The 19,774-nt window shown below is 71.1% G+C and carries 17 protein-coding genes and 1 tRNA gene; 14 read left to right on the plus strand and 4 right to left on the minus strand.

Annotation, left to right across the window (positions count from 1 at the left end; translation table 11 throughout):
- Positions 1-123: 123 nt before the first annotated feature.
- The 3 genes from CIK71_RS07155 (at position 124) to CIK71_RS07165 (ending at position 1,802) form a co-directional block, all read left to right on the plus strand.
- A complete protein-coding gene (locus CIK71_RS07155) occupies positions 124-651 on the plus strand; it encodes a flavin reductase family protein (protein WP_096164513.1) in 528 nt (175 codons plus the stop codon).
- 182 nt (positions 652-833) lie between these two features.
- Complete coding sequence (locus tag CIK71_RS07160) at positions 834-1,631, plus strand: DUF5694 domain-containing protein (RefSeq protein WP_096164514.1); 798 nt, start codon at positions 834-836, stop codon at positions 1,629-1,631.
- 83 nt (positions 1,632-1,714) lie between these two features.
- Positions 1,715-1,802, plus strand: a tRNA-Ser gene (locus CIK71_RS07165).
- A 210-nt stretch (positions 1,803-2,012) separates the two neighbouring features.
- Here the strand turns inward: CIK71_RS07165 and CIK71_RS07170 are convergent.
- A complete protein-coding gene (locus CIK71_RS07170; protein ID WP_096164515.1) occupies positions 2,013-3,077 on the minus strand; it encodes an Rv2578c family radical SAM protein in 1,065 nt (354 codons plus the stop codon).
- Between the two features lie 761 nt (positions 3,078-3,838).
- Here CIK71_RS07170 and CIK71_RS07175 point away from each other — a divergent pair.
- The 5 genes from CIK71_RS07175 (at position 3,839) to CIK71_RS07195 (ending at position 8,087) form a co-directional block, all read left to right on the plus strand.
- Complete coding sequence (locus tag CIK71_RS07175) at positions 3,839-4,780, plus strand: hypothetical protein (RefSeq protein ID WP_141393699.1); 942 nt, start codon at positions 3,839-3,841, stop codon at positions 4,778-4,780.
- Positions 4,780-5,469: an OsmC family protein gene (locus CIK71_RS07180; RefSeq protein ID WP_217990151.1), complete on the plus strand. Its 690-nt coding sequence runs from the start codon at positions 4,780-4,782 to the stop codon at positions 5,467-5,469. The genes CIK71_RS07175 and CIK71_RS07180 overlap by 1 nt, the downstream gene beginning before the upstream one ends.
- A gap of 113 nt (positions 5,470-5,582) precedes the next feature.
- A complete protein-coding gene (locus CIK71_RS07185) occupies positions 5,583-6,323 on the plus strand; it encodes a methionine ABC transporter ATP-binding protein (RefSeq protein ID WP_096164517.1) in 741 nt (246 codons plus the stop codon).
- Positions 6,320-6,997: a methionine ABC transporter permease gene (locus CIK71_RS07190; protein ID WP_096164518.1), complete on the plus strand. Its 678-nt coding sequence runs from the start codon at positions 6,320-6,322 to the stop codon at positions 6,995-6,997. The genes CIK71_RS07185 and CIK71_RS07190 overlap by 4 nt, the downstream gene beginning before the upstream one ends.
- A 244-nt stretch (positions 6,998-7,241) precedes the next feature.
- Complete coding sequence (locus tag CIK71_RS07195) at positions 7,242-8,087, plus strand: MetQ/NlpA family ABC transporter substrate-binding protein (RefSeq protein WP_096164519.1); 846 nt, start codon at positions 7,242-7,244, stop codon at positions 8,085-8,087.
- A gap of 306 nt (positions 8,088-8,393) precedes the next feature.
- Here CIK71_RS07195 and CIK71_RS07200 read toward each other — a convergent pair whose 3' ends face one another.
- Positions 8,394-10,538, minus strand: a complete 2,145-nt coding sequence (locus CIK71_RS07200) for a S9 family peptidase (protein WP_096164520.1) — start codon at positions 10,536-10,538, stop codon at positions 8,394-8,396.
- Positions 10,539-10,785: 247 nt separating this feature from the next.
- Here CIK71_RS07200 and CIK71_RS07205 point away from each other — a divergent pair, with 247 nt between their 5' ends.
- Positions 10,786-11,952: an LLM class flavin-dependent oxidoreductase gene (locus CIK71_RS07205; protein WP_096164521.1), complete on the plus strand. Its 1,167-nt coding sequence runs from the start codon at positions 10,786-10,788 to the stop codon at positions 11,950-11,952.
- A gap of 71 nt (positions 11,953-12,023) precedes the next feature.
- A complete protein-coding gene (locus tag CIK71_RS07210) occupies positions 12,024-12,716 on the plus strand; it encodes a CE1759 family FMN reductase (RefSeq protein WP_096164522.1) in 693 nt (230 codons plus the stop codon).
- A gap of 50 nt (positions 12,717-12,766) precedes the next feature.
- On the opposite strand, the gene CIK71_RS07215 is transcribed toward CIK71_RS07210, so the two are convergent.
- Both CIK71_RS07215 and CIK71_RS07220 read right to left on the minus strand, forming a co-directional pair.
- Complete coding sequence (locus CIK71_RS07215; protein ID WP_096164523.1) at positions 12,767-14,230, minus strand: sulfatase family protein; 1,464 nt, start codon at positions 14,228-14,230, stop codon at positions 12,767-12,769.
- A complete protein-coding gene (locus CIK71_RS07220) occupies positions 14,230-15,735 on the minus strand; it encodes a sulfatase-like hydrolase/transferase (RefSeq protein WP_096164524.1) in 1,506 nt (501 codons plus the stop codon). The genes CIK71_RS07215 and CIK71_RS07220 overlap by 1 nt, the downstream gene beginning before the upstream one ends.
- 124 nt (positions 15,736-15,859) lie before the next feature.
- Between CIK71_RS07220 and CIK71_RS07225 the strand changes: the two genes are divergently transcribed.
- From CIK71_RS07225 to CIK71_RS07240, 4 genes are all read left to right on the plus strand, one after another.
- A complete protein-coding gene (locus tag CIK71_RS07225; protein ID WP_096164525.1) occupies positions 15,860-16,642 on the plus strand; it encodes a sugar phosphate isomerase/epimerase family protein in 783 nt (260 codons plus the stop codon).
- Positions 16,639-17,631, plus strand: coding sequence for a hydroxyacid dehydrogenase (locus CIK71_RS07230; protein ID WP_096164526.1), 993 nt, complete (start codon positions 16,639-16,641; stop codon positions 17,629-17,631). The genes CIK71_RS07225 and CIK71_RS07230 overlap by 4 nt, the downstream gene beginning before the upstream one ends.
- Positions 17,632-17,821: 190 nt before the next feature.
- Positions 17,822-18,916, plus strand: coding sequence for a LacI family DNA-binding transcriptional regulator (locus tag CIK71_RS07235; protein ID WP_096164527.1), 1,095 nt, complete (start codon positions 17,822-17,824; stop codon positions 18,914-18,916).
- A gap of 104 nt (positions 18,917-19,020) precedes the next feature.
- Positions 19,021-19,767, plus strand: coding sequence for a siderophore-interacting protein (locus CIK71_RS07240; RefSeq protein WP_096164528.1), 747 nt, complete (start codon positions 19,021-19,023; stop codon positions 19,765-19,767).
- Positions 19,768-19,774 lie beyond the last annotated feature (7 nt).

A 19,774-nucleotide genomic window follows, 5' to 3' on the forward strand; every position in this document is an offset into this window, starting at 1 on the left:
CGCCGCACCCGCCGCACCCGCGACAGTCCACGAACTGGTCATCCTTCGTCACTCAGCTGGATTCGACGCACACACGCTTTAGCCTGGCTTATGTCTCCCAATACCTCCGCAGGAAGGGGCTGCATGTCTGCCGACACCGCACCCGCCCATCACCCCGCCCACTCCGACGGCGTGCTCGACCGGGACACCTTCGCTGCGCTGTTCCGCCGCCACCCCGCGGGCGTCGCCGTGATCTCGCTGGATGACGGGGAGAAGCCGATCGGCTTCACGGCCACGTCGGTCATCTCGGTGTCCGCGCAGCCGGCCGTGCTCGCGTTCTCGATCAACGACACGTCCTCGTCCTGGCCCGCACTGAGCGTCGCGGAGACCGTGACGGTGAACCTCCTGGCCGCGGATCAGCAGCAGGTCTCGACGGTGTTCGCCACCTCGGGGATCGATCGGTTCTCCCAGGTCGACTGGCATCGGGAGCCCACCGGCGAAGCCGTGCTCGACGGAACCTCCGGGTGGATCAGCGGCCGCGTCCTGGAACGGGTCCCTGCCGGGAGCAGCCACCTGATCCTCGTGGCCGCCGACCGCGCGGAGCTCGCGCAGGAGGAGCCGCTAGTGTACCGCAACCGCACGTACCACCAGCTGCTCGAGTACCAGATCTGATCCGGCGGGAACGTCGACCTATACGCTCAGCGGTGCTCCAGCGCTGAGAAAGGTCGATGATGCCCCCTCCCGTACCGAGCACTGAACTCCTGATCGTGCCGACGGCGCATCTCTCCGCGGCCACACCGGAAGCTGCCGTAGCCCGGGCTCGTGACCGGCGGATGTCGTGGAGGCCGGAGCTGGTGGCGATCGAGGCCCTCCCGGGGAGTCTTGTCGTCGAGTACGAGCAGCGCGGAGGAACGTTCGCAGACTTCCAGGTCGGCGGAGCTGCCGACGCACGACGCGGAGCGTCGTTGGTGGATTCTCCGCCCAGCGACGTCTGGTCGGCGCGGCGCGAAGCCTGCTCGCCCGACAGGTCGGCCACAGAACGAGTCCTCGCTTGGCTCCGTGCGCGCGAACCGGTCAACGCACTGCTTCTTCCCCACCACGAGGCCGACCTCGACGGCCCGGTCAGGGAATTCCTCGATGAACTCGCAGGCCGACGTCGCGAAACCATCTCCATCGGTGCGCACATCGCCCGAGAGCTCGGCCACGATCAGGTTGCCCACGTCGACGATCATGCCGGGGTCGAGAACATCGACCCGTTGCCCGACGGCTTCGAGGCGGAGCTCCAGGACTACAGACGCGAGATCTCCGGGCTCCTCGAGAAAGCCGTCGCACCACCCCACCTTGCTGACGACCTATGGGCCCAATGGCGCTTCTACGCATCGGAGGCCGTGCGGACGATGACCGAGCGCCTGGAGAGCTCGGAGCGCCTCTCCGGCGGCGAGCACACTCCTCACCTGCGCCGCGTGATGCTCGCGAACTGGCGTGCGAGGAACCTGGCGATCGCGGCACGTCTGAGATCGGCGAGCGCCGCTGTTCCCGGGGGCCGAATACTTTTCGTCGTCGGTTCCAGTCATGAGATGCCGCTGCGCACCGCGCTGGGCACTGCTCAATACGATCTCCGGCTCGTCGAGCTCGAGGAACTCGAGCCGTGAACAGAGGCGAGTGTGACCTGCGCCCGCCCGGTTCGCACCACTCCCAGCCGTCAGGTACGCTGATGCCTGCTCTTACGAGCGCTGGAGGATTCGCATAGCGGCCTAGTGCGCACGCCTGGAACGCGTGTTGGGTTAACGCCCTCAGGGGTTCAAATCCCCTATCCTCCGCCAGTGAAAGTGCCCCTCACCTCAAGGTGCGGGGCACTTTTCTGCATCCGGAGGCAGCGCGGCCAGAGTGTATGGGCCAACGCCCGTTTCTGGGGGCGCTCACCCCGTGATGGGCTTATACGGCGACGACCACAGGCCGACGCCGACGAAGTCTGGCCCGCAGTCCGCAGCCCGCCCGCTCAGCCCGACTCCGCCCCAGATCAGCGTCGGGCGTCAGAACAGCGCCGGCTGGGGCGTGAGATCCAGAGCGGCTGGAGCCTCGGCCCGTCTCGCCGCACGGCCTGCCGAGAGCCTCCGCTGCTCGGGCTGATCCTCGTCCTCATGGGGGTCCAGCCCGTGCCGTGCGAGCAGCGGTCGCACCCGACGAGCGAGGTCCTTCCGGTAGCCCGACGGGGCATAGGAGGCATTCCCGTAGAACCGCTGATATCCGACGGCGAGCTCGGGATGCTCCCGCTGGATCCATTCCAGGAACCACTCCTTCGCTCCGGGGCGCAGATGCAGTGCGCCGAAGACGACTCGCACCGCGCCGGCCTCGGCGATCTGGGCAAGGGCCGACTCGAGCTGGGCGTTCGAGTCCGTCAGCCAGGGCATGATCGGCATGAGGAACACGGTGACGCGGAAGCCGGCATCGGCCGCGGCCCGGACGGTCGCCAGGCGCGCCGCCGTGCTGGGCGTTCCGGGCTCGACCGCCTTCTGCAGCTCGTCGTCGAACACGGCGATCGACATCGACAGATCCACCGGGACCTTCTCGGCCGCTCTTCCCAGCTGCGGCAGGTCACGGCGCAGCAGCGTTCCCTTGGTGAGGATGGATATCGGCGTGCCCGATTCGCCGAGCGCGTCGATGATCCCGGGCATCAGCCGATAGCGTCCTTCGGCGCGCTGGTAGGGATCGGTGTTCGTCCCGAGCGCGACGAGCTCCCGCGCCCAGGAACGCTTGGCGAGCTCGGTGCGCAGCACCTCGGCGACGTTGACCTTGACGATGACCTGCTGGTCGAAGTCGGCACCCGCGTCAAGGTCGAGATAGCGGTGACTGCTGCGCGCGAAGCAGTAGACGCAGGCGTGGGAGCAGCCGCGGTACGGGTTCACGGTCCAGTCGAAGGGCATCGAGCTCGCCGCCGGCACCTTGTTCAACGCGGATTTCGCGGTGACTTCATGGAAGGTGACGCCCCGGAACTCGGGAGTGGTCACGCTGCGCACCAGGCCCGACAGGCTCAGCAGCGCGGGATTCGTCGGCCCGCCGGCGGCTTCCTGGTCGATCTCCTGCCCGCTCCATCGCATGTCGCATAGTCGAACACTCGTTCGAACCGAAGTCAAGGCAGACCAAGACGGGTCAAGACAGGCAAGGCAGGTCATGGCAGGTCATGGCAGACCAAGACGGGCCCACGCAGGTCAAGGCTGATCAAGGCAGGCCGGCATCGCTACATGCACGGCCCGCCCGTGACCGCATCGGAACGCTCTCCCCCTCCCCTGCCATGTCCCGCGCGGCTATCCTGCCTTCGGCAACAGCACCGAAGACGCGAGGGGATCGCATGTCGATCGCAGGGACGGGCGGGACAGGCGGGTCGGACGGCGACCGGGCCGGACAGGGGTCTCACCACGACCCGCAGGACCCCGAGCAGCCCGAGCAGCCCGAGCAGCCCGAGCAGCCCGAGCAGCCTGCGCAGCGACCGCCCGCACAGGGCACCGATCCCGATGCGACCCATGTTGCGGGCACCCCTCACGCCCCCTCCGCCTCGGGAGCTCCGGCGCCCAGCTCCTCGTACGGGGTGTCGCCGTCGGCCGCTCCCACCACCCGCGTCGGCCCAGTCAGCCCAGTCAGCCCAGTCAGCCCGGGCAACCCCGCCGACCCGGTCAGCCCCGTCGACCCCATCGACCCAAGCGACCCCGTCGACCCAAGCGACCCAAGCGAGCCCGCCGATTACAGCGGCCCCGGCGGCCCCACTACTCCAGGCGGCCCAGGCGACGCCGGCTCCGACCCCGCCCAGCAGCCCTCCCGCAAGCGCTCCTGGGCCTTGATCGGCGTGGCGCTCGGTTGCATCGTGATTCTGCTGCTCGCCATCGGCGGCGGTCTCCTGTTCCTGGTGTTGAACCAACTGGGTGACCGTGAGCAGTCCGCCGCGTCGGGCACTGCGAGCAACGCCGAGGTCCAGAGCGAGACCGACGGGCCTGTGGATCCGACCAGCCTCTCGACCGACCCGGCCGACTCCCAGTTCGAGGGCATCGCCATCTATGAGGAACCCCCGGGAGACGCCGATGACCTGCGCGCCGTCCTGGCCAACAATCCTCTGACCGCCGGCTCCCTGCCGGACGTCTCCTCCTGCGATCTCCCGGCCACCCCGGTCGAACAGTCGACCGAGGAGCTGCAGGCCGTCCTCGATGCGTCGGCGTCGTGCTTGAACAGCGTGTGGGCCTCGGCGATGTCTGATCGCGGCCTGCCCTGGGAGCCACCGACGGTCGAGGTCTACACCTACCCCGACGTGCCGAACTCCACCTGCGAGGCGGACACCTTCGAGCCGGATTACCCGCGGGTCTGCAACCTCAACAACGTCATCTACTGGCCCGTCGGCTACGGTGTCGGCGCCTCGCAGGCCGACCCCGAGCTCGTCCCGGGCGCCTACCTGTGGGATCTGGCCGCCGTGTACATGAGCCCGGTGGCATGGCAGAGCTCGACGATCGTCTACTACGGGACGCTCCTGGACAAGCTCGAGGCGGACCAGGAGCAGGCCGACGAGGTCTGGCGCCGCCATTCTCTGCAGATGCAGTGCCTCGGTGCCGCCGCCTCGGTGCAGCAGCCTGCCGAGGCCCGGCCCGCGCCGGAGCTGCGCGATGAGCTGATGGACGAGTCGTACTGGGATCCGGACGAAGGGTCCCGTCCGATCGCTCCCGCCTCGCGGGCGCGCTGGCTGACGGCGGGCTTCGAGTCCGACGGGGACCTCGGCGTCTGCAACACGTGGGTCGCGCCGGCGGAGCAGGTCGCCTGATGACCGACGACGCTCTCTACACGGCCCGGGTGGATAACTCGGGCGGCACCTCGGGCCACGTGCGGGTGCACGACGGACCCATCCTCCCGTGCCCCGACACGGCCGGCGCCGCCTCGGGCTCTCACGCCGCGGGATCCGGCCTCGTGGGGTCGGACTTGGCCGGGTCGGACTCAGCGAAGTCGGGCCCGACGGGGTCGGACGTCGTGCTCCCCACCGGCGCTCCGACGCCTTCCGGGAGCGGATTCAACCCCGAACAGTTCCTCGCGATGGCGTGGGCCACCTGCCTCGGGGAGACGCTCCGCGTGGTCCTCCGCGAACGCCGCCTGCCGCACGAGAGCTCGGTGAGCGTCGAGGTGGAGCTGCACCGCGACCCTGCCGGCGGCTATCGATTCGTGCCGCGCGCACGGGTCACGATCGAGCAGATAGCGGCCGACGAGGCCCGCGAGATCGCAGCGGCCGCCCATGCGCGCTGCCCGGTCTCGAAGCTGCTGACCGGGCAGGGCGAGCCGGTCCTCGAGATCGTCGACGTCGCTGACGCCACCGACACCTCCCGTGCGACCGACGCCCCCGCCGCTACCGGTGCTACCGACGTCCCCGGGGCCACCGACAGGCCCGACACGGGCGACGCCCCCGAGACCCCCGAGGCTCCCTCCACACCCGGCGCCGCCCACACCCCCGAGCCGACGTGATGGATGGCATAACTCCCCGCACTGGGCGCTCGGTACGCTGAACGGGTCCTGATCTCGCCTCTGCGCACCGTCTGTCGGGCGGCGGCGCCGGGCCTCCTCCTCTCCGAGAGAACATGATCCAGTTCCGCCACGTCACGAAGACCTTCCCGCAGGGCCGGTCCACGGTGACGGCCCTGGAGGACATCGACCTCACCATCGCCGAGAACGAGATGGTCGGGATCGTCGGGGCCTCCGGCTCCGGCAAGTCCACCCTGCTGCGCCTGATCAATCACCTCGAGACCCCCACGTCCGGCACCGTCATGGTCGGCGGTGAGGACCTCTCCACTCTCCCCCCACGCGCGCAGCGTGAGCGCCGCCGTGGCATCGGCATGGTCTTCCAGCAGTTCAACCTGCTCGCGAACTCGACCGTGCTCGACAACGTCCTGATGCCCCTGCGGTTGCAGGGCGGGCGGGGCGCCGCCCGCCGCGAGACCGCCCTGCAGATGCTCGACTTCGTGCGGATGGCCGACCACCGCGACAAGCATCCCGCCCGTCTCTCCGGCGGCGAGAAGCAGCGCGTCGCGATCGCCAGGGCGCTCGTGACCCGCCCGCGGATCCTGCTGGCCGATGAGCCCACCTCAGCACTGGACTCCGGGCACTCCGACGACGTGATGGCCGTGCTGCGCGAGGTGCGCACCGAGTTCCGCACCACGATCGTGCTGGTCAGCCACGCCCTCGACGTCGTGAAGTCGTCGTGCGACCGCGCCGCCGTGCTCGAGCACGGGCGTCTGGCCGCGCTCACCGACGTGACCCCGCCGCCGCCTCGCGAGCAGGGCGGCAGCTATGCGGAGCGCGCCACGGAGTTCCTGGCATGAGCGATCTGCTGGCACGCCTGACCGAGTACCGCTCGGAGATCATCACCTCGATCGTCGAGACGGGGTACATGATCGGCAACTCCCTGCTGGCCGCGATCCTCGTCGGCCTGCCGCTGGGCACCCTGCTCTACCTCGCGCGTCCGGGCGGCCCCTACGAGCGCCGTTGGCTGCATTCGGTGGTCAACGCCTACGTCAACGTGGTGCGCTCGGTGCCCTTCCTGCTGTTCGTCGTCGCCCTCATCCCGTTCACGCGATGGCTGGTGGGGACGTCCTTCGGCACCACCGCCGCCTCGGTGCCCCTCGCCTTCGTCGCCGCCGCGCTGTACGCCCGCTTCTCCGAGCAGACCCTGCTGGACGTACCCGAGCAGACCATCGAGCTCGCGCGGTCGCTCGGCGCCAGCCCCTGGCAGATGGTCACCCGCTTCGTGTTCTCCGAAGCCCGCTCCGGCCTGGTGCTGAGCCTGACCACGGTGACGATCTCGATCGTCTCCTACTCCACGATCATGGGTGTGGTCGGGGGCGGCGGCGTGGGCGACTTCGCGATCCGCTACGGCTATCAGACCTACGAATACGACCTCATGTACACCACGATCGCGCTGATGATCGTGGCCGTCATGCTCATCCAAGGGGCCGGCACCCTGCTCGCCCGCGTCCTCGACAAACGGGCCCGCTGAGCCGTGCCCCGCCCCCGGACCTGTCGGGCCCATCGGCCCCGCCGCGCCCCGACGCGTCCCACTCCCCCGCCTGTACCCGCACCCTGACCCGCAGCCGCAGCCGCAGCCGCAGCCGCAGCCGCAGCCTGACCCACACGCGCACCCGCCCCCGGACCCGCACGTCCCAACCCGTACCCACACGTCCCCGCACCCCGCGCCTCGGCGGCCCCTCTCGGGCCCGCCCCGACCAGGAACGAGTCCCTTCATGAACCGTCGCCTCTTCGCCCTCTCCACCCTGACCGGCGCCGCCGCGCTGGGCCTCGCCGCCTGCGGCGTCGGCGGATCCGGCTCGGGCTCGGGCTCGGGCTCGGGTGGATCCGACGCCGACACCCTGATCAAGGTCGCCTCCCACCTCCCGCCGATGACCGACGTGGTCACCACCGCGGCCGAGGTCGCCGAGAAGGAGGGCTACACGATCGAGCTGGTCCAGGTCAGCGACAACGTGCAGTACAACCGGCTGCTGGCCGACGGCGAGGTCGATGCGAACTTCGCTCAGCACGAGCCGTACATGCAGGCCTTCAACGCGGAGAACGACGCGGACCTCGTGCTGCTCGAGCCGATCTACGACGCGAAGGTGGGCTACTACTCCAAGGCCTACGCGAGCGCCGACGAGATCCCCGCGGGCGCGAAGGTCGCGATCCCCAACGACGCGTCCAACGAGGGCCGCGCGCTGGCGATCCTCCACGAGCAGGGCCTGCTCAGCCTCCCGGAGGACGCCGGCTTCGAGGGCCGCATCGGCGACATCGTCGACAACCCCCTGGACCTCGAGTTCGTGCAGGTGGATCTGCTGAACCTCGCCTCCGCGTACGACGAGGACGGCATCGCGATGGTCTACAACTACCCGACCTATATCTCGAAGGTGGGACTCACTCCGGCCGACGCGATCCTGCTCGAGGAGACCGTCGACCAGCGCTTCGCGATCTCCCTGGTGGCCCGCGAGGACAACCAGGATTCGGAGAAGATCGAGGTGCTGCGCCGCGCGATGACCAGCGACACCGTGCGCACCTTCCTCGAGGACGAGCACAGCGAGACCCTGCTGCCCTCCTTCTGACCCCGCGCACCACGCCCCGCGGCCCGGGCACGCCCCGCGGGCCGGCCACACCCCGAGGGCCGGCCACGCCCCGCGGGCAGCAAATGTGAGCTGGGGACTCATGTGACCCCCTTGGATGAGTCCCCAGCTCACATTTGTCGACGCCGCGCGCGCTGATCAGCTCAGCGCAGCCGCCAGGCCAGCCGTACGCCCCGTCAGCCGAACACCCCCGTCAGCCGCGCGCCCCGACCAGCCCGGCCCAGCGCACCGACCAGCCGCGTGCCCCGACCAGCCCAGCCCAGCGCACCGGCCAGCCGCGCGCCGCGATCAGCCGAGCGTCGCGGGACGCTCCCAGTCCTCGCCGCGCACGTGGGTGTCGAGGAATCCGAGGAAGGTCTCGTACCAGACCTGCGCGTTCCCCCGTCCCTGGATCCAGTGGCCCTCGTCCGGGAAGTAGAGGTAGCGGTGCTGGGTACGGCCGTCGGCATCGCGCGGGGTCGACGAGAACTCGTGCAGGTCGTACCAGAGCGCATGGCCCTGGGCGATCGGCACGCGGTAGTCCCGGTCCCCGTGGATGACCAGCATCGGCGCCACGATGTCGCCGACCGAGTCCTTGGGGTTGTAACGGGCGTTCTGCTCGCGCATCGGTCGCTCCCATCCGGCGTTGTCGGTGGTGTGGCCCATGGTCGCGGTGTCCCACAGGGAGGCGTGGGTGACGATGCAGCGGAAGCGATCGCCGGTGTGGCCGGCCACCCAGTTGGCCATGTAGCCGCCGTAGGAGCCGCCGGCGAAGGCGGTCCGTTCGGCGTCGACGTCATCCCGGGAGACGGCACGGTCGGTGAGCGCCATGATGTCGGTGAACGGCGCGCCGCCCAGCTCGTGCTGGCCACGGTCGATCATCGCCTGGCCGTAGCCGGTGGAGATCGCCGGATCCGGCAGCAGCACCGCGTAGCCGGCGGCCACGAACGGGTTCGGGTTCCAGCGGTAGGTCCACGCGTTCCAGGACCCCCAGGGGCCGCCGTGGGCGAAGACCACCAGCGGGTGAGGGCCGTCGCCCTCGGGCGCCCGGAGCCAGGCGCGCAGGTCGGTGCCGTCCTCGGCGGTCGCGGTGATCTCGGTGAGGCTGCCGACCTGTTCGACGGCGTCGGCCGGGTTCGGCAGCTCCTCCACCGCGCCGGTCGCCGGATCGATGCGCACGGGATGGGGAGCGACGGCGATCCCGGAGGCCACGGCGCTGACGGCTCCCCCGGCGATCGAGGCGGAGGAGAAGGCCAGATCCTGCTCGGGGCCTCCGGCCAGTCGTCGCGGGGCGGGGTCGTCGATCCCGCCGATCCACACGGAGCCGCGCCCCTGGTCGTCGCTGGTGGCGACGAGCGTGGCGTCGTCCAGCCAGATCGGCTCCACCCACTGATCCAGCTCGGGCCACACCTGCACGGAGTCACCGGTCGCCAGGTCGAGCACCTCGACGGTGCTCGAGAGGCTCGCGTGCTGGGTCCAGGTGCGACCGCGGCCGATCAGTACCCGCATGCCGTCGGGACTGAACTCGCCGGGCTCGAACTCGACCTCCGCGGTCGCCTCGCGCAGCAGACGCGGGGGCTGACCGCCGATGAGATCCAGCAGGTAGAGGTCTGCCGTGGCGAGCAGGTCGCCGCGGGAGTCCTGCATCGCCACCAGCGCCCGGGATCCGGTGCGGTCCACGCTCCACTCGACGAGCCGACCCGCGGGCATCGTGACGTACCGGAAGTGGAGCACCTGCTCGTGCGCGGCATCCTCGGAGCCCTCGGAGCGCCCAGACCCCCCGGAGCCCTCGGCGTCCGACGACGTGCTCGTTCCGGCACTTCCGCCGGCACTGACGCCGGCGCTGCCGCCTGCGCCGGTACCGTCCGTGGCGCGCGTCCCCGGGGCGGGCGTGGCCTCCGCACTGGAGAGGTCCTCGGGGACTGCGGCGATCGCGAGCACGGGACGGGTCGGCCCCAGGTCGTGATCCCAGTAGCGGGTCGGGAAGCTCGAATGGAGGGCGGCGGTCACCTTGGCCGTCGTCCGCTCCTTCATCAGACGGGCGTGCTCGGTCTCGTCGGCCGCCTGGGAGTGCACCTCGAGCTCCGCGACGAGATGGGAACCGGCCAGGTGGAGGCCGCCGAATCCGCCGGGCCGGGAGGCGAGTTCGCGGGCCTCGCCGCGCACGGGCAGCGCCCAGAGCTGGGCGTCCTCGGCCTCCTCGCCGTCCTCGCCCACGCGCTGGGAGGTAAAGCAGGTGGTGCCATCCTCGGCGGCGACGACCGCTCCGATGGAGGCCTCTCCCCTGGTCAGGGGAACGGTCCGCCCACCGTCGAGCTCCACGAGGGAGCTGCGGTACGCGGTGCCCTTCGCGTTCGGTGACGACACCTTCGCGAGGATCCTGCCCCCATCCGTGGTCTCCAAACCCGCCAATCGGGTCGCGTCCAACAGGGCTTCGATGCTCTCGAGTGTCATGGTTCACCATCCTGTCACCCCCGCGCACGGGAGGCGCCCCAACGAGGTCTCGACGAGGTCTCGACGGGGTCACGACAGAGCGTCCGACAGCACGGCCGACAGCACGGCCGACGGGACGGCGGTCACCCCTGCCTTGCGTCCGCGCCCAATCTAGTTTACTTTTGAACTATCGATCGAGACGCACTCCGGCATCCCGTCAGGACGCCGGGCACCTCCCGATCCACGAGACCTACCGCGAGGAGCGATCATGCAGTTCGGAATCTTCACCATCGCCGACATCACGCCGGACCCCACCACCGGCAGGGTGCCCACCGAGAACGAGCGCCTGCGCTCGATGGTGGAGCAGGCCACGCTCGCCGAACAGGTGGGCCTGGACGTGTTCGCCGTCGGGGAGCACCACAACCCGCCGTTCGTGACCTCCTCGCCCACCACCACGCTCGCCTACATCGGTGCGCGGACCACGGACCTGATCCTGTCCACCGCGACCACGCTGATCACCACGAACGACCCGGTGAAGATCGCCGAGGACTACGCGATGCTGCAGCACCTCACCGGCGGTCGGGTGGACCTCGTGATGGGCCGCGGCAACACCGGCCCCGTCTACCCGTGGTTCGGGCAGGACATCCGCAAGGGCGTCGAGATCGCGATCGAGAACTACGATCTGCTGCGCCGCCTGTGGACCGAGGACGTCGTGGACTGGGAGGGCAGCTTCCGCACGCCGCTGCAGCAGTTCACCTCGACCCCGCGCCCGCTGGACGGCGTCGCCCCGTTCGTGTGGCACGGCTCGATCCGCTCCCCGCAGATCGCCGAGCAGGCCGCGTACTACGGCGACGGCTTCCTGCACAACAACATCTTCTGGCCCATGAGCCACACCCAGCAGATGGTCCAGCTGTACCGCGAGCGCTATGAGCACTACGGCCACGGCACGGCCCGTCAGGCCTATGTGGGCCTGGGCGGTCAGGCCTTCATGCGCAAGAACTCCCAGGACGCCTGGAACGAGTTCCGCCCCTACTTCGACAACGCCCCGGTGTACGGCGGCGGCCCCTCGATGGAGGACTTCACCCGGGCCACGCCGCTGACCGTCGGCTCCCCCGAACAGGTCGTCGAGCGCTACCTGACCATGGCCGACGGCGTCGGCGACTACCAGCGCCAGATGTTCCTCATGGACCATGCGGGCCTCCCGCAGAAGACGGTCCTGGAGCAGATCGAGCTGCTGGGCACCGAGGTGGTCCCGGTGCTGCGCCGCGAGCTCGAGGCCCGCAAGCCGGCCGACGTCCCCGAGGCGCCGACCCACGCCGCCCGGGTCGCCGAGTCAGAATCACGACGTGGCGCGTTCGACGACGCCTACAAGTTCGAGACCGGCGACAACTGGACCGGTCTGCGCGCCGAGGATGCCGAGAACCGCACCCGCTGACCGGCCGCGCGGCCGGCGCCAGCCACCGCTCAGCCGCCACCGCTCACCCCGCACTCTGAGAGGCTCGCCCCATGACCGACACCGTTCGCCTCGTCGCCCTGTCCGCCGGACTGTCCACCCCCAGCTCGACGCGCATGCTCACCGACCAGCTCTCCCGAGCCGCCGCCACCGCCCTCGGCCGTGACGGCGCCGAGGTGGACGTCACCACGGTGGAGCTGCGCGAGTACGCCCACGCCATCACCGATGCCCTGCTCACCCGCTTCCCCGACGAGCGGCTGTCCATGGTGATCGAGTCCGTCCGCGCGGCCGACGCGGTCATCGCCGTGACCCCGGTGTTCAACGTCGGCCCCTCGGGCCTGTTCAAGACCTTCTTCGACGCGGTCGACGTCGAGGTCTGGAGGAACAAGCCGGTGCTGCTGGGCGCGACCGCCGGCACCGCACGGCACTCCCTGGCGATCGACTACGCGATCCGTCCCCTGTTCGGGTACCTGAAGGCGGAGGTCGTCCCCACGGTCGTGTTCGCGGCGTCGGCCGATTTCGGTGCCGACACCGACGGCCAGGCCGACGAGCAGCCGCTCGCGGCGCGCGTGCGCCGGGCCGCGACGGAGCTCGCCACGATGCTGAGCGCCGGGATCGGCAGCTCGGCCGTCACCGCGGAGACCTCCGAGAGTGCAGCCGACGGGACTCCTGAGGAGCCGGCCTCGACCCTGGACGCGGAGTTCTCCGACTTCGTGCCGATGGGCAAGCTGCTCGGTCGCGACTGAGCGCACGCATCCTCGGCGGCGCCGCTCCGCGTGAGCGATCGGGCCTCGCCTCACGCCGACGCGAGCTGCCCCGCCCACTGCTCGTGCAGGGCGGTGAGCTCGGCGACCACCTCGGGGTGCTGCGCGGAGACATCGGCCGCGGCGGATTCGTCATGCTCCCCGGGGCCGAGCGGCACCAGGGTGAGCCCGTCGCCGATGTCGGTGTGCTCGACCGCGAGCAGCTGCTCGCGATGCCCCGTGCTCGCGTCGACCCAGCGCAGCTTCCACTCCGGTGTGCGCACCGCCCACTGGAAGCCGGTGTCGAAGTGCAGCACGTCGTGGCCCCCGCCGTCGGCCCCGCCCGGCGCTCCTGCCGGGGCTGACGCCGCAACCTCCCACGCCGCGCGCAGATCGCGCCCGTCCAGCGGCGCGGCCTGCGAGAGGTCCGCGCCGGCCGCCGCCGCGAAGGTGGGCAGCAGGTCGAGAGCGGAGACCAGGGCCTGCGAGCGCTCGCCCGCCGGGACGGTGCCGGGCCAGGAGACCAGGAACGGCACCCTCACCCCGCCCTCGAAGAGGCTGTACTTGGTGCCCACGAGCGGTGCATTGTCCCCGTAGTTGCAGGTGGAGCCGCCGTTGTCGGTGAGGTAGACGACCAGGGTGCGTTCGCGCCGACCGGTGGCCTCGAGGTGGTCGAGCATCCGCCCGATCTCCCGGTCCATGATTTCGAGCTGGGCGAGGTAGTAGTCCCGGCCGTGCTCGAGGTGCGGGGAGATCGCTCCGTCGTACCAGTCGACGTAGTCCGCGGCCTCGGGGTCGAAGTCGTCGTGGTGGGGCAGGGCGCGCGCGGCGAGCTCGTCCTCCGGCAGCTGCCAGGCGAAGTTGTGCACCGCGTTGTAGGCGACCATGCAGAAGAACGGGGCCTCTGCCTCTGCCTCTGTCTCGGCGGCGGCGTCCGCGGCCTCGCCCATGAAGTCGATCGCGCGATCGGTGAACTCCACGGTCAGGTGCTGCTCGCAGTCCACCTCGACCCCGTTCTCGAACAGCGGGCTCACCCCGTGGCGCGACGCCGCCTCCCCGTACTCCTCGCGCGCCTGCTCGGAGTGGTGCAGGTAGTGCAGGCGCCCCATGCTGAGGCCGGCCAGGCCGTACAGGCTGCTGCCGAAGCCGTGGCGGTCGGGGCAGGCCCGGTCCCCGGGCTGCTCGGGGCCGTAGTGCACCTTCCCGAAGTAGCCCGTGCGATAGCCGGCGCCCGCCAGGATCTCGGGCATGACCTGGCGCTCTGCGGGCGGGAACGCCGAGGAGTCGAACCACCGGGCACCCCATCGCTGCTGGTGCGCACCGGCGATGAGGCCGGCGCGGGAGGGCGAGCAGATCGGAGCGGTGACGTATCCGTTGTCGAAGGTCGTCCCGCTGTCGGCGAGCCGGTCGAGGTGCGGGGTGCGGGCGTCCGCGCTGCTGCGGGCGGAGCGGTCGGCGTACCCGTGGTCGTCGGAGACGATCAGCAGGATGTTCGGGCGGTCGGTCGTGGCGGTCATCAGGGGCCTTTCTCCGGGCGGGGGTGCAGAGGTGCGCGCTGCCCGAGGCCGTCGACCTCGGTCTCCCAGCCGCTCAGCCCCTCCCTCTCGTGGCGCGCGAACCAGGTGGACATCATGTCGGTCAGCTCGCGCAGCCGCACGGCGCACGACGGGTCCGCGGAGCGGTCGGTCTCCTCGAGGGGGTCCGCGACGAGGTCATAGAGCTCCGTGGGGCCCTCGCGCCGCAGCACGAGCTTCCAGCCGCCGGTGCGGATCATGCGCGCGGCACCGTACTCGTCGTGGATCACGATCGGGTCGTCGGCCGCGTCCGCCCGATCCTCGCCGCCATCGGCCTCGCTCCCGAGCAGGCGCGGCGCGAGCGACCGGCCGGCGCGCAGCGGGTCCAGCGCGGGCGGGGATCCGGTGAGCTCGGCGATCGTCTCGTAGATGCTGGTCGCCGACGCGGGCCGCTCGTCGACCTGCCCGGCGGGGATCCGCCCTGGCCACGCGGCGATGAAGGGGACGGTGATCGACGGCTCCCAGAAGTTCAGCGGCCAGGTCCCGTTGCCCTTGCCCCAGTAGCCGTGGTGGCCGCAGGAGAACCCGTTGTCCGAGGTGAAGATGACCAGCGTGTCCTCGAGCTCGCCGCGCTCCTCGAGGTGGGCCAGGAGGGCCTCGACGCTGCGGTCCACCCCGCTGACGGCGGCGCAGTATCCGGTCAGCGCCTCCTGCCGGTGCGCGACGGCACCGGCGAAGTGCTCGCGCCGAAACCAGGGATGCGCGGGAGGCTCGGGGATCGAGGGGAAGTCGGTGTCCCGGTAGAGGTCGCGCAGCTCGGCGGGGTGCTCGTCGCCCAACCAGGGGTCGTGCGGGGCGGTCCAGGTGACCTGCAGGAAGAACGGCCGGTCGTCGTCCGCTCCCCGGTCCAGGAAGTCGAGCCCGTGCTCGGTGATCGCGTCGGTGAGGTAGCCGGGTTCGGTGGCCGGGGTCGGCGGGCTCGTCGGCCGTCCGGTCGCCGGATCCTGCTCCCAGATCGGCGCGCCGTAGTACGGACCGCCGCCGAGCTGGTGGGCATACCAGTACTCGAATCCCTCCGCGGCCCGCTCGGAGGAGCCCACGTGCCATTTGCCCACCATGCCGCAGCGGTAGCCGTTGCGTGCGAGCAGGGCACCGAGGGTGTCCGCACCGGGCAGGTCCTCGAGGAAGTCGGGATCCTGCTGCCGACGGGGCTGCTCGGCGCGGGCCAGCGCCTCGGGTGCGATCCAGTCGTGCACCCCGTGGGCCGACGGCATGCGGCCGGTCATGATGCTCGCCCGGGCCGGCGAGCAGACCGGCGAGGCGCAGAAGAACTGCGACAGCGTGGTGCCCTCCCGCTGGAGCCGGTCCAGCGTCGGCGTGCGGATCTCGGGCGTGCGCGACCCCATCGCCCAGGCGCCCTGGTCGTCGGTGACCAGGAGCAGGACGTTGGGCCGTGCGGGATCGTCGTGTGCCGGGTCGCCGGGCGGTGCGAGCTCCGGAGCGGGCATCGGGCGCCTCCTGTGCGGGCGGGTCGAGCGGGTCGAGCGGGTCGACGGCGAACGTGGCGTCGAGAGCTTCTAGAGTAGCCTCCGGGGAACCGTTTTCCCCGACCTCCCTCCGAAAGGACTCCCGATGATCCGGCCCGGCCTCTGCTCCGTCACCTTCCGCGGGCTCGACATCGAGGACGTCGTCGCCCTCGCGGACCATGCGGGCCTCGCATGCATCGAATGGGCCGGGGACGCGCATGTGCCGCCCGGGGACGCCGTCGCCGCAGCTCGCGCGCGCGAGCTGACCGAGAGCGCGGGCCTGTCCGTCGCCTCCTACGGCTCCTACCTGCGCTTCGAGGGGGCCGACGACGAGAACCGCACCGAGGGTGATGCGGTGATCGCCTCCGCCCGGATGCTCGGCGCGCCGAGGATCCGGGTGTGGGCGGGCAGTCGGGGGTCGGCCGAGGTCGCGGAGCCGCACCGTGCGCGTCTCGTCGGCCGTGTCCAGGACTTCGCCGACCGCGCGGCCGAGCACGGTCTCGAGGTGGGCCTCGAGTTCCACGGCGGCACCCTGACCGACGAGATCGGCTCGACCCTGCGCCTGCTCGAGGAGGTGGGCCGCGGCACCGTGCTCAGCTACTGGCAGCCCCACCAGGACATGCCCGCGGCCGACGCGGTGGGCACCCTGCGCCAGGCGCTCCCGTTCCTGTCGACCATCCATGTCTTCTCCTGGTGGCCGGATCATCAGCGTCATCCGCTCTCCGCGCGGGAGGATCTCTGGCGCGAGGTGTTCACGGTGCTCGCCGCCGAGGGCTCGGACCGCGACGCACTGCTCGAGTTCATCCCCGGCGACGACCCCGCTCTCCTGTCCCGCGAGGCGCAGACCTTGCGCTCCCTGATCGCCGCTGGAGAGGACGCCGCGCGATGAGGGCGCTGCTGGCGATGCCCCAGGGGCTCCAGCACCACCTGTTCGACCCCACCCAGCTCGAGCGGTTGGCCCGACTGGCCGAGATCGACACAGGGCGCACGCTGCCGGACCTCAACGCCGCCTCGGACGCGGAGCTCGCCGCAGCGGAGGTGCTGGTCACCGGGTGGGGATCACCCCTCCTCGACGCTGCGGCCCTCGTGCGGCTGCCCCGCCTGCGAGGGATCGTCCACACCGCGGGCACGGTGCGCTTCGTGGTCTCCGACGCGGTGTGGGCCCGCGGCGACATCACGGTGACGTCGGCGACCGAGGCGAACGCGGTGCCGGTCGCGGAGTTCACCCTCGCCCACCTCCTGCTGGCCGGCAAGCGCAGCCTTGCCCGCGAGGCGCGCTACCGCACGGACCACACGGTGCACGGCGGCACGGCGGCGGATCCGGGGATCGGCAACTACGGCGGCGTCGTCGGCCTCATCGGGGCCTCCCGCATCGGCGTCCTGGTGGCGGAGCATCTGCGGCGTTTCGACCTCGACGTGCTGATCACCGACCCGTACGCGAGCACCGAGCAGGTCGCCGCACTGGGCGCGACGAAGGTCGAGGCCGAGGAGCTGTACTCCCGCAGCGACGTGGTGAGCCTGCATGCGCCCGATGTCCCCTCCACGCGCGGGATGGTCAGCCGCGACCTGCTCGCCCTGATGCGGGACGGGACCACCTTCCTCAACACCGCCCGCCCGGCGCTCGTGGAGCCGGACGCGCTGCGCGACGAGCTGGTCTCCGGGCGACTCTCCGCCGTGCTCGACGTCCACGACGACCTGGCCGACGACGACCCGATCTGGGACCTGCCGAACGTCTCGCTCACCCCGCACATCGCCGGCTCCCAGGGCAACGAGCTGCGCCGGATGGGCGAGCACGCCCTGGAGGAGGTGCGCCGGCTCGCCGCCGGGGAGCCTGCGCGCTTCCCAGTGGACCCCGCCCGGCTCGACATCTCCGCCTGAGCCGAGCGTCGCCCGTCACCCAGGAGGAAGATCACGCGTCCGGACGGGCCGATTCCCCGGTCGGGCGGCGCCGTCCTGGTTATGCTGACGGGGACGGGACAGCGTTTCCCCGTCCCGCATGGTCCGCACACCCCGCATGATCCGTTCGGCCTGCACGACCGCCGCAGTCCCCCGCCACGTAGGAGCCCCGATGCCCGCAGTGCGTCTCAGCGATGTCGCCCAGGATGCCGGGGTCTCCCTGGCCACCGCGTCCCGCGTGCTCAACGGCTCGGCCCGGGTGCCCGGCAAGGCCGTCGCCGAGAAGGTGGAGGCCTCCGCCGCGCGGCTCGGCTACGTGCCCAACGCCCAGGCACAGGCGCTGGCCCGTTCCCGCTCGGGCCTGATCGGTCTGGTCGTGCACGACATCGCCGACCCGTACTTCGCGACCATCGCCCGCGAGGTCCAGCAGCAGGTCTTCGCCTCGCAGTCGCAGGTGCTGCTCACCCAGACCGATCGCGAGATCGACACCGAGGTGCGTGCACTGCGTTCCCTCATCGCCCAGCAGGTCGATGCCCTCGTGCTGGTGGGCTCGCATCGCTACGGCAACGACTCCGACGCCGCGATCAGCACGCTGCTGGAGGGCTTCGCCCGCAACGGCGGCAAGGTGGTCGGCATGGGCCAGTCGGTGGGCGTGGGCCGCACCATCGTGCCGGACAACGCCGCCGCGGCCCATGAGCTCGCCACCGCGCTGATCGTCGAGGGTCACCGGCGCTTCGCCGTGGTCCAGGGCATCGCCGGGATCCCGTCGGCCGGCTCGCGCACCGGCGGCTTCGTCGCCGCCCTCACCGAGGCGGGCATCGAGCCCGAGCTGAGCATCGAGGCGGGCCTGACCCGCGACGGCGGCTACGAGCTGGCCGAGCGGATCGAGGAGCACCTCGAGACCGCCGCCGCCGACGACGCACCGCTGTGCGTGTTCGCCCCAGCGGACGTCATGGCCCTCGGCGCGCTCGGCGAGCTGCGCCGCCGCGGGATCTCCGTGCCCGGCCAAGTGGCCGTGGCGGGCTTCGGCGGGGTGCCCGACGGCGCCGACTCCCACCCCACCCTGACCACGATCGCGCTGCCGTTGCACGACATGGCCCGCCAGGCCGTGGAGTGGGTGCTGGAGCACCCCGTCCAGGACGAGCAGGGCGGGGGCGACGAGCAGGGCGGGCAGCATGAGAACGCGGCCGACGACGCCATCACCGAGGTGCACGTGCGCGGCGACGTGCTGCTGCGCGAATCCACTGCCGTGGCCGCGAAGGCCTGACCGCCCCGACGTTCCGCGAATGCACGACCGATCCCCCTGGCGCTACCCGACGGCGAGACACTAAGGTAAGGCTCACCTCATACCGCCTGCCCGTGGAGAGCCTCGTGACCACCGACTCGTCGAACCCGACGCGCACCAGTTCACCCCGACGCGGCGTCGACGGCGCCCTGATCAGGATGTGGGGCGGCAAGGATCTGCGGTTGCGGGTGATCGACCGCGAGGAGGTCGCAGAGAACTTCGTGCGACTGAAGGTCGATCTCGACGGGCTCCTGGCCCGCGACGCCGTCTACCCGACCTACTGGCTGCGTCTGTGGTTCACGACGCCTGCCGGCAAGGGCCACCAGCGCGGCTACACGCTCGTGGACCCCGACCCGGCCGAGGGCACGGCCTGTATCGAGTTCTATCTCCACCCCGGCATCGCCTCGGACTGGGCGCGCGGCGCCACGGCGGGCGACGAGATCGACGCGACCGTGCTGAACGGCCGGAACCCGGTCGCGGAGACTCCGACACATCTGGTCATGGTGGGCGACGGCGCCTCCTACCCGGCGATCGCGGACACCCTGCGCCGCCTTCCCGAGGTTCCCGCGACCGTGCTCCTGGAGCGCGGATACGCCGACGACGAGCAGGTGCTCACGCTCCCCGCGCGCGAGGGGCTCAGCATGCGCTGGATCGACCGCGACGGATCCCTCGTGCACACGGCGCTGGCGACCGCCGGGGCGGCCCCCACGGGGTCGACGTTCTTCGTCGCCCTCGAGGGAGCGCCCACCCGTGCGCTGACGTCCGGCCTGCGCAGGCAGCTGGCCGTCCCCAAGGAGCGGATCCACTCCCTGGCCTACTGGAAGAAGAGCTGACCTCCGC

It is taken from the genome of Brachybacterium alimentarium (genome assembly GCF_002332425.1).
GTDB lineage: Bacteria > Actinomycetota > Actinomycetes > Actinomycetales > Dermabacteraceae > Brachybacterium > Brachybacterium alimentarium.

Coding starts and splice junctions, on each gene's coding strand:
- CIK71_RS07155 (WP_096164513.1), top strand. CDS start 124: ATGTCTGCCGACACCGCACCCGCCCATCACCCCGCCCACTCCGACGGC.
- CIK71_RS07170 (WP_096164515.1), bottom strand. CDS start 3,077: ATGCGATGGAGCGGGCAGGAGATCGACCAGGAAGCCGCCGGCGGGCCG.
- CIK71_RS07180 (WP_217990151.1), top strand. CDS start 4,780: ATGACCGACGACGCTCTCTACACGGCCCGGGTGGATAACTCGGGCGGC.
- CIK71_RS07185 (WP_096164517.1), top strand. CDS start 5,583: ATGATCCAGTTCCGCCACGTCACGAAGACCTTCCCGCAGGGCCGGTCC.
- CIK71_RS07190 (WP_096164518.1), top strand. CDS start 6,320: ATGAGCGATCTGCTGGCACGCCTGACCGAGTACCGCTCGGAGATCATC.
- CIK71_RS07195 (WP_096164519.1), top strand. CDS start 7,242: ATGAACCGTCGCCTCTTCGCCCTCTCCACCCTGACCGGCGCCGCCGCG.
- CIK71_RS07200 (WP_096164520.1), bottom strand. CDS start 10,538: ATGACACTCGAGAGCATCGAAGCCCTGTTGGACGCGACCCGATTGGCG.
- CIK71_RS07205 (WP_096164521.1), top strand. CDS start 10,786: ATGCAGTTCGGAATCTTCACCATCGCCGACATCACGCCGGACCCCACC.
- CIK71_RS07210 (WP_096164522.1), top strand. CDS start 12,024: ATGACCGACACCGTTCGCCTCGTCGCCCTGTCCGCCGGACTGTCCACC.
- CIK71_RS07215 (WP_096164523.1), bottom strand. CDS start 14,230: ATGACCGCCACGACCGACCGCCCGAACATCCTGCTGATCGTCTCCGAC.
- CIK71_RS07220 (WP_096164524.1), bottom strand. CDS start 15,735: ATGCCCGCTCCGGAGCTCGCACCGCCCGGCGACCCGGCACACGACGAT.
- CIK71_RS07225 (WP_096164525.1), top strand. CDS start 15,860: ATGATCCGGCCCGGCCTCTGCTCCGTCACCTTCCGCGGGCTCGACATC.
- CIK71_RS07230 (WP_096164526.1), top strand. CDS start 16,639: ATGAGGGCGCTGCTGGCGATGCCCCAGGGGCTCCAGCACCACCTGTTC.
- CIK71_RS07235 (WP_096164527.1), top strand. CDS start 17,822: ATGCCCGCAGTGCGTCTCAGCGATGTCGCCCAGGATGCCGGGGTCTCC.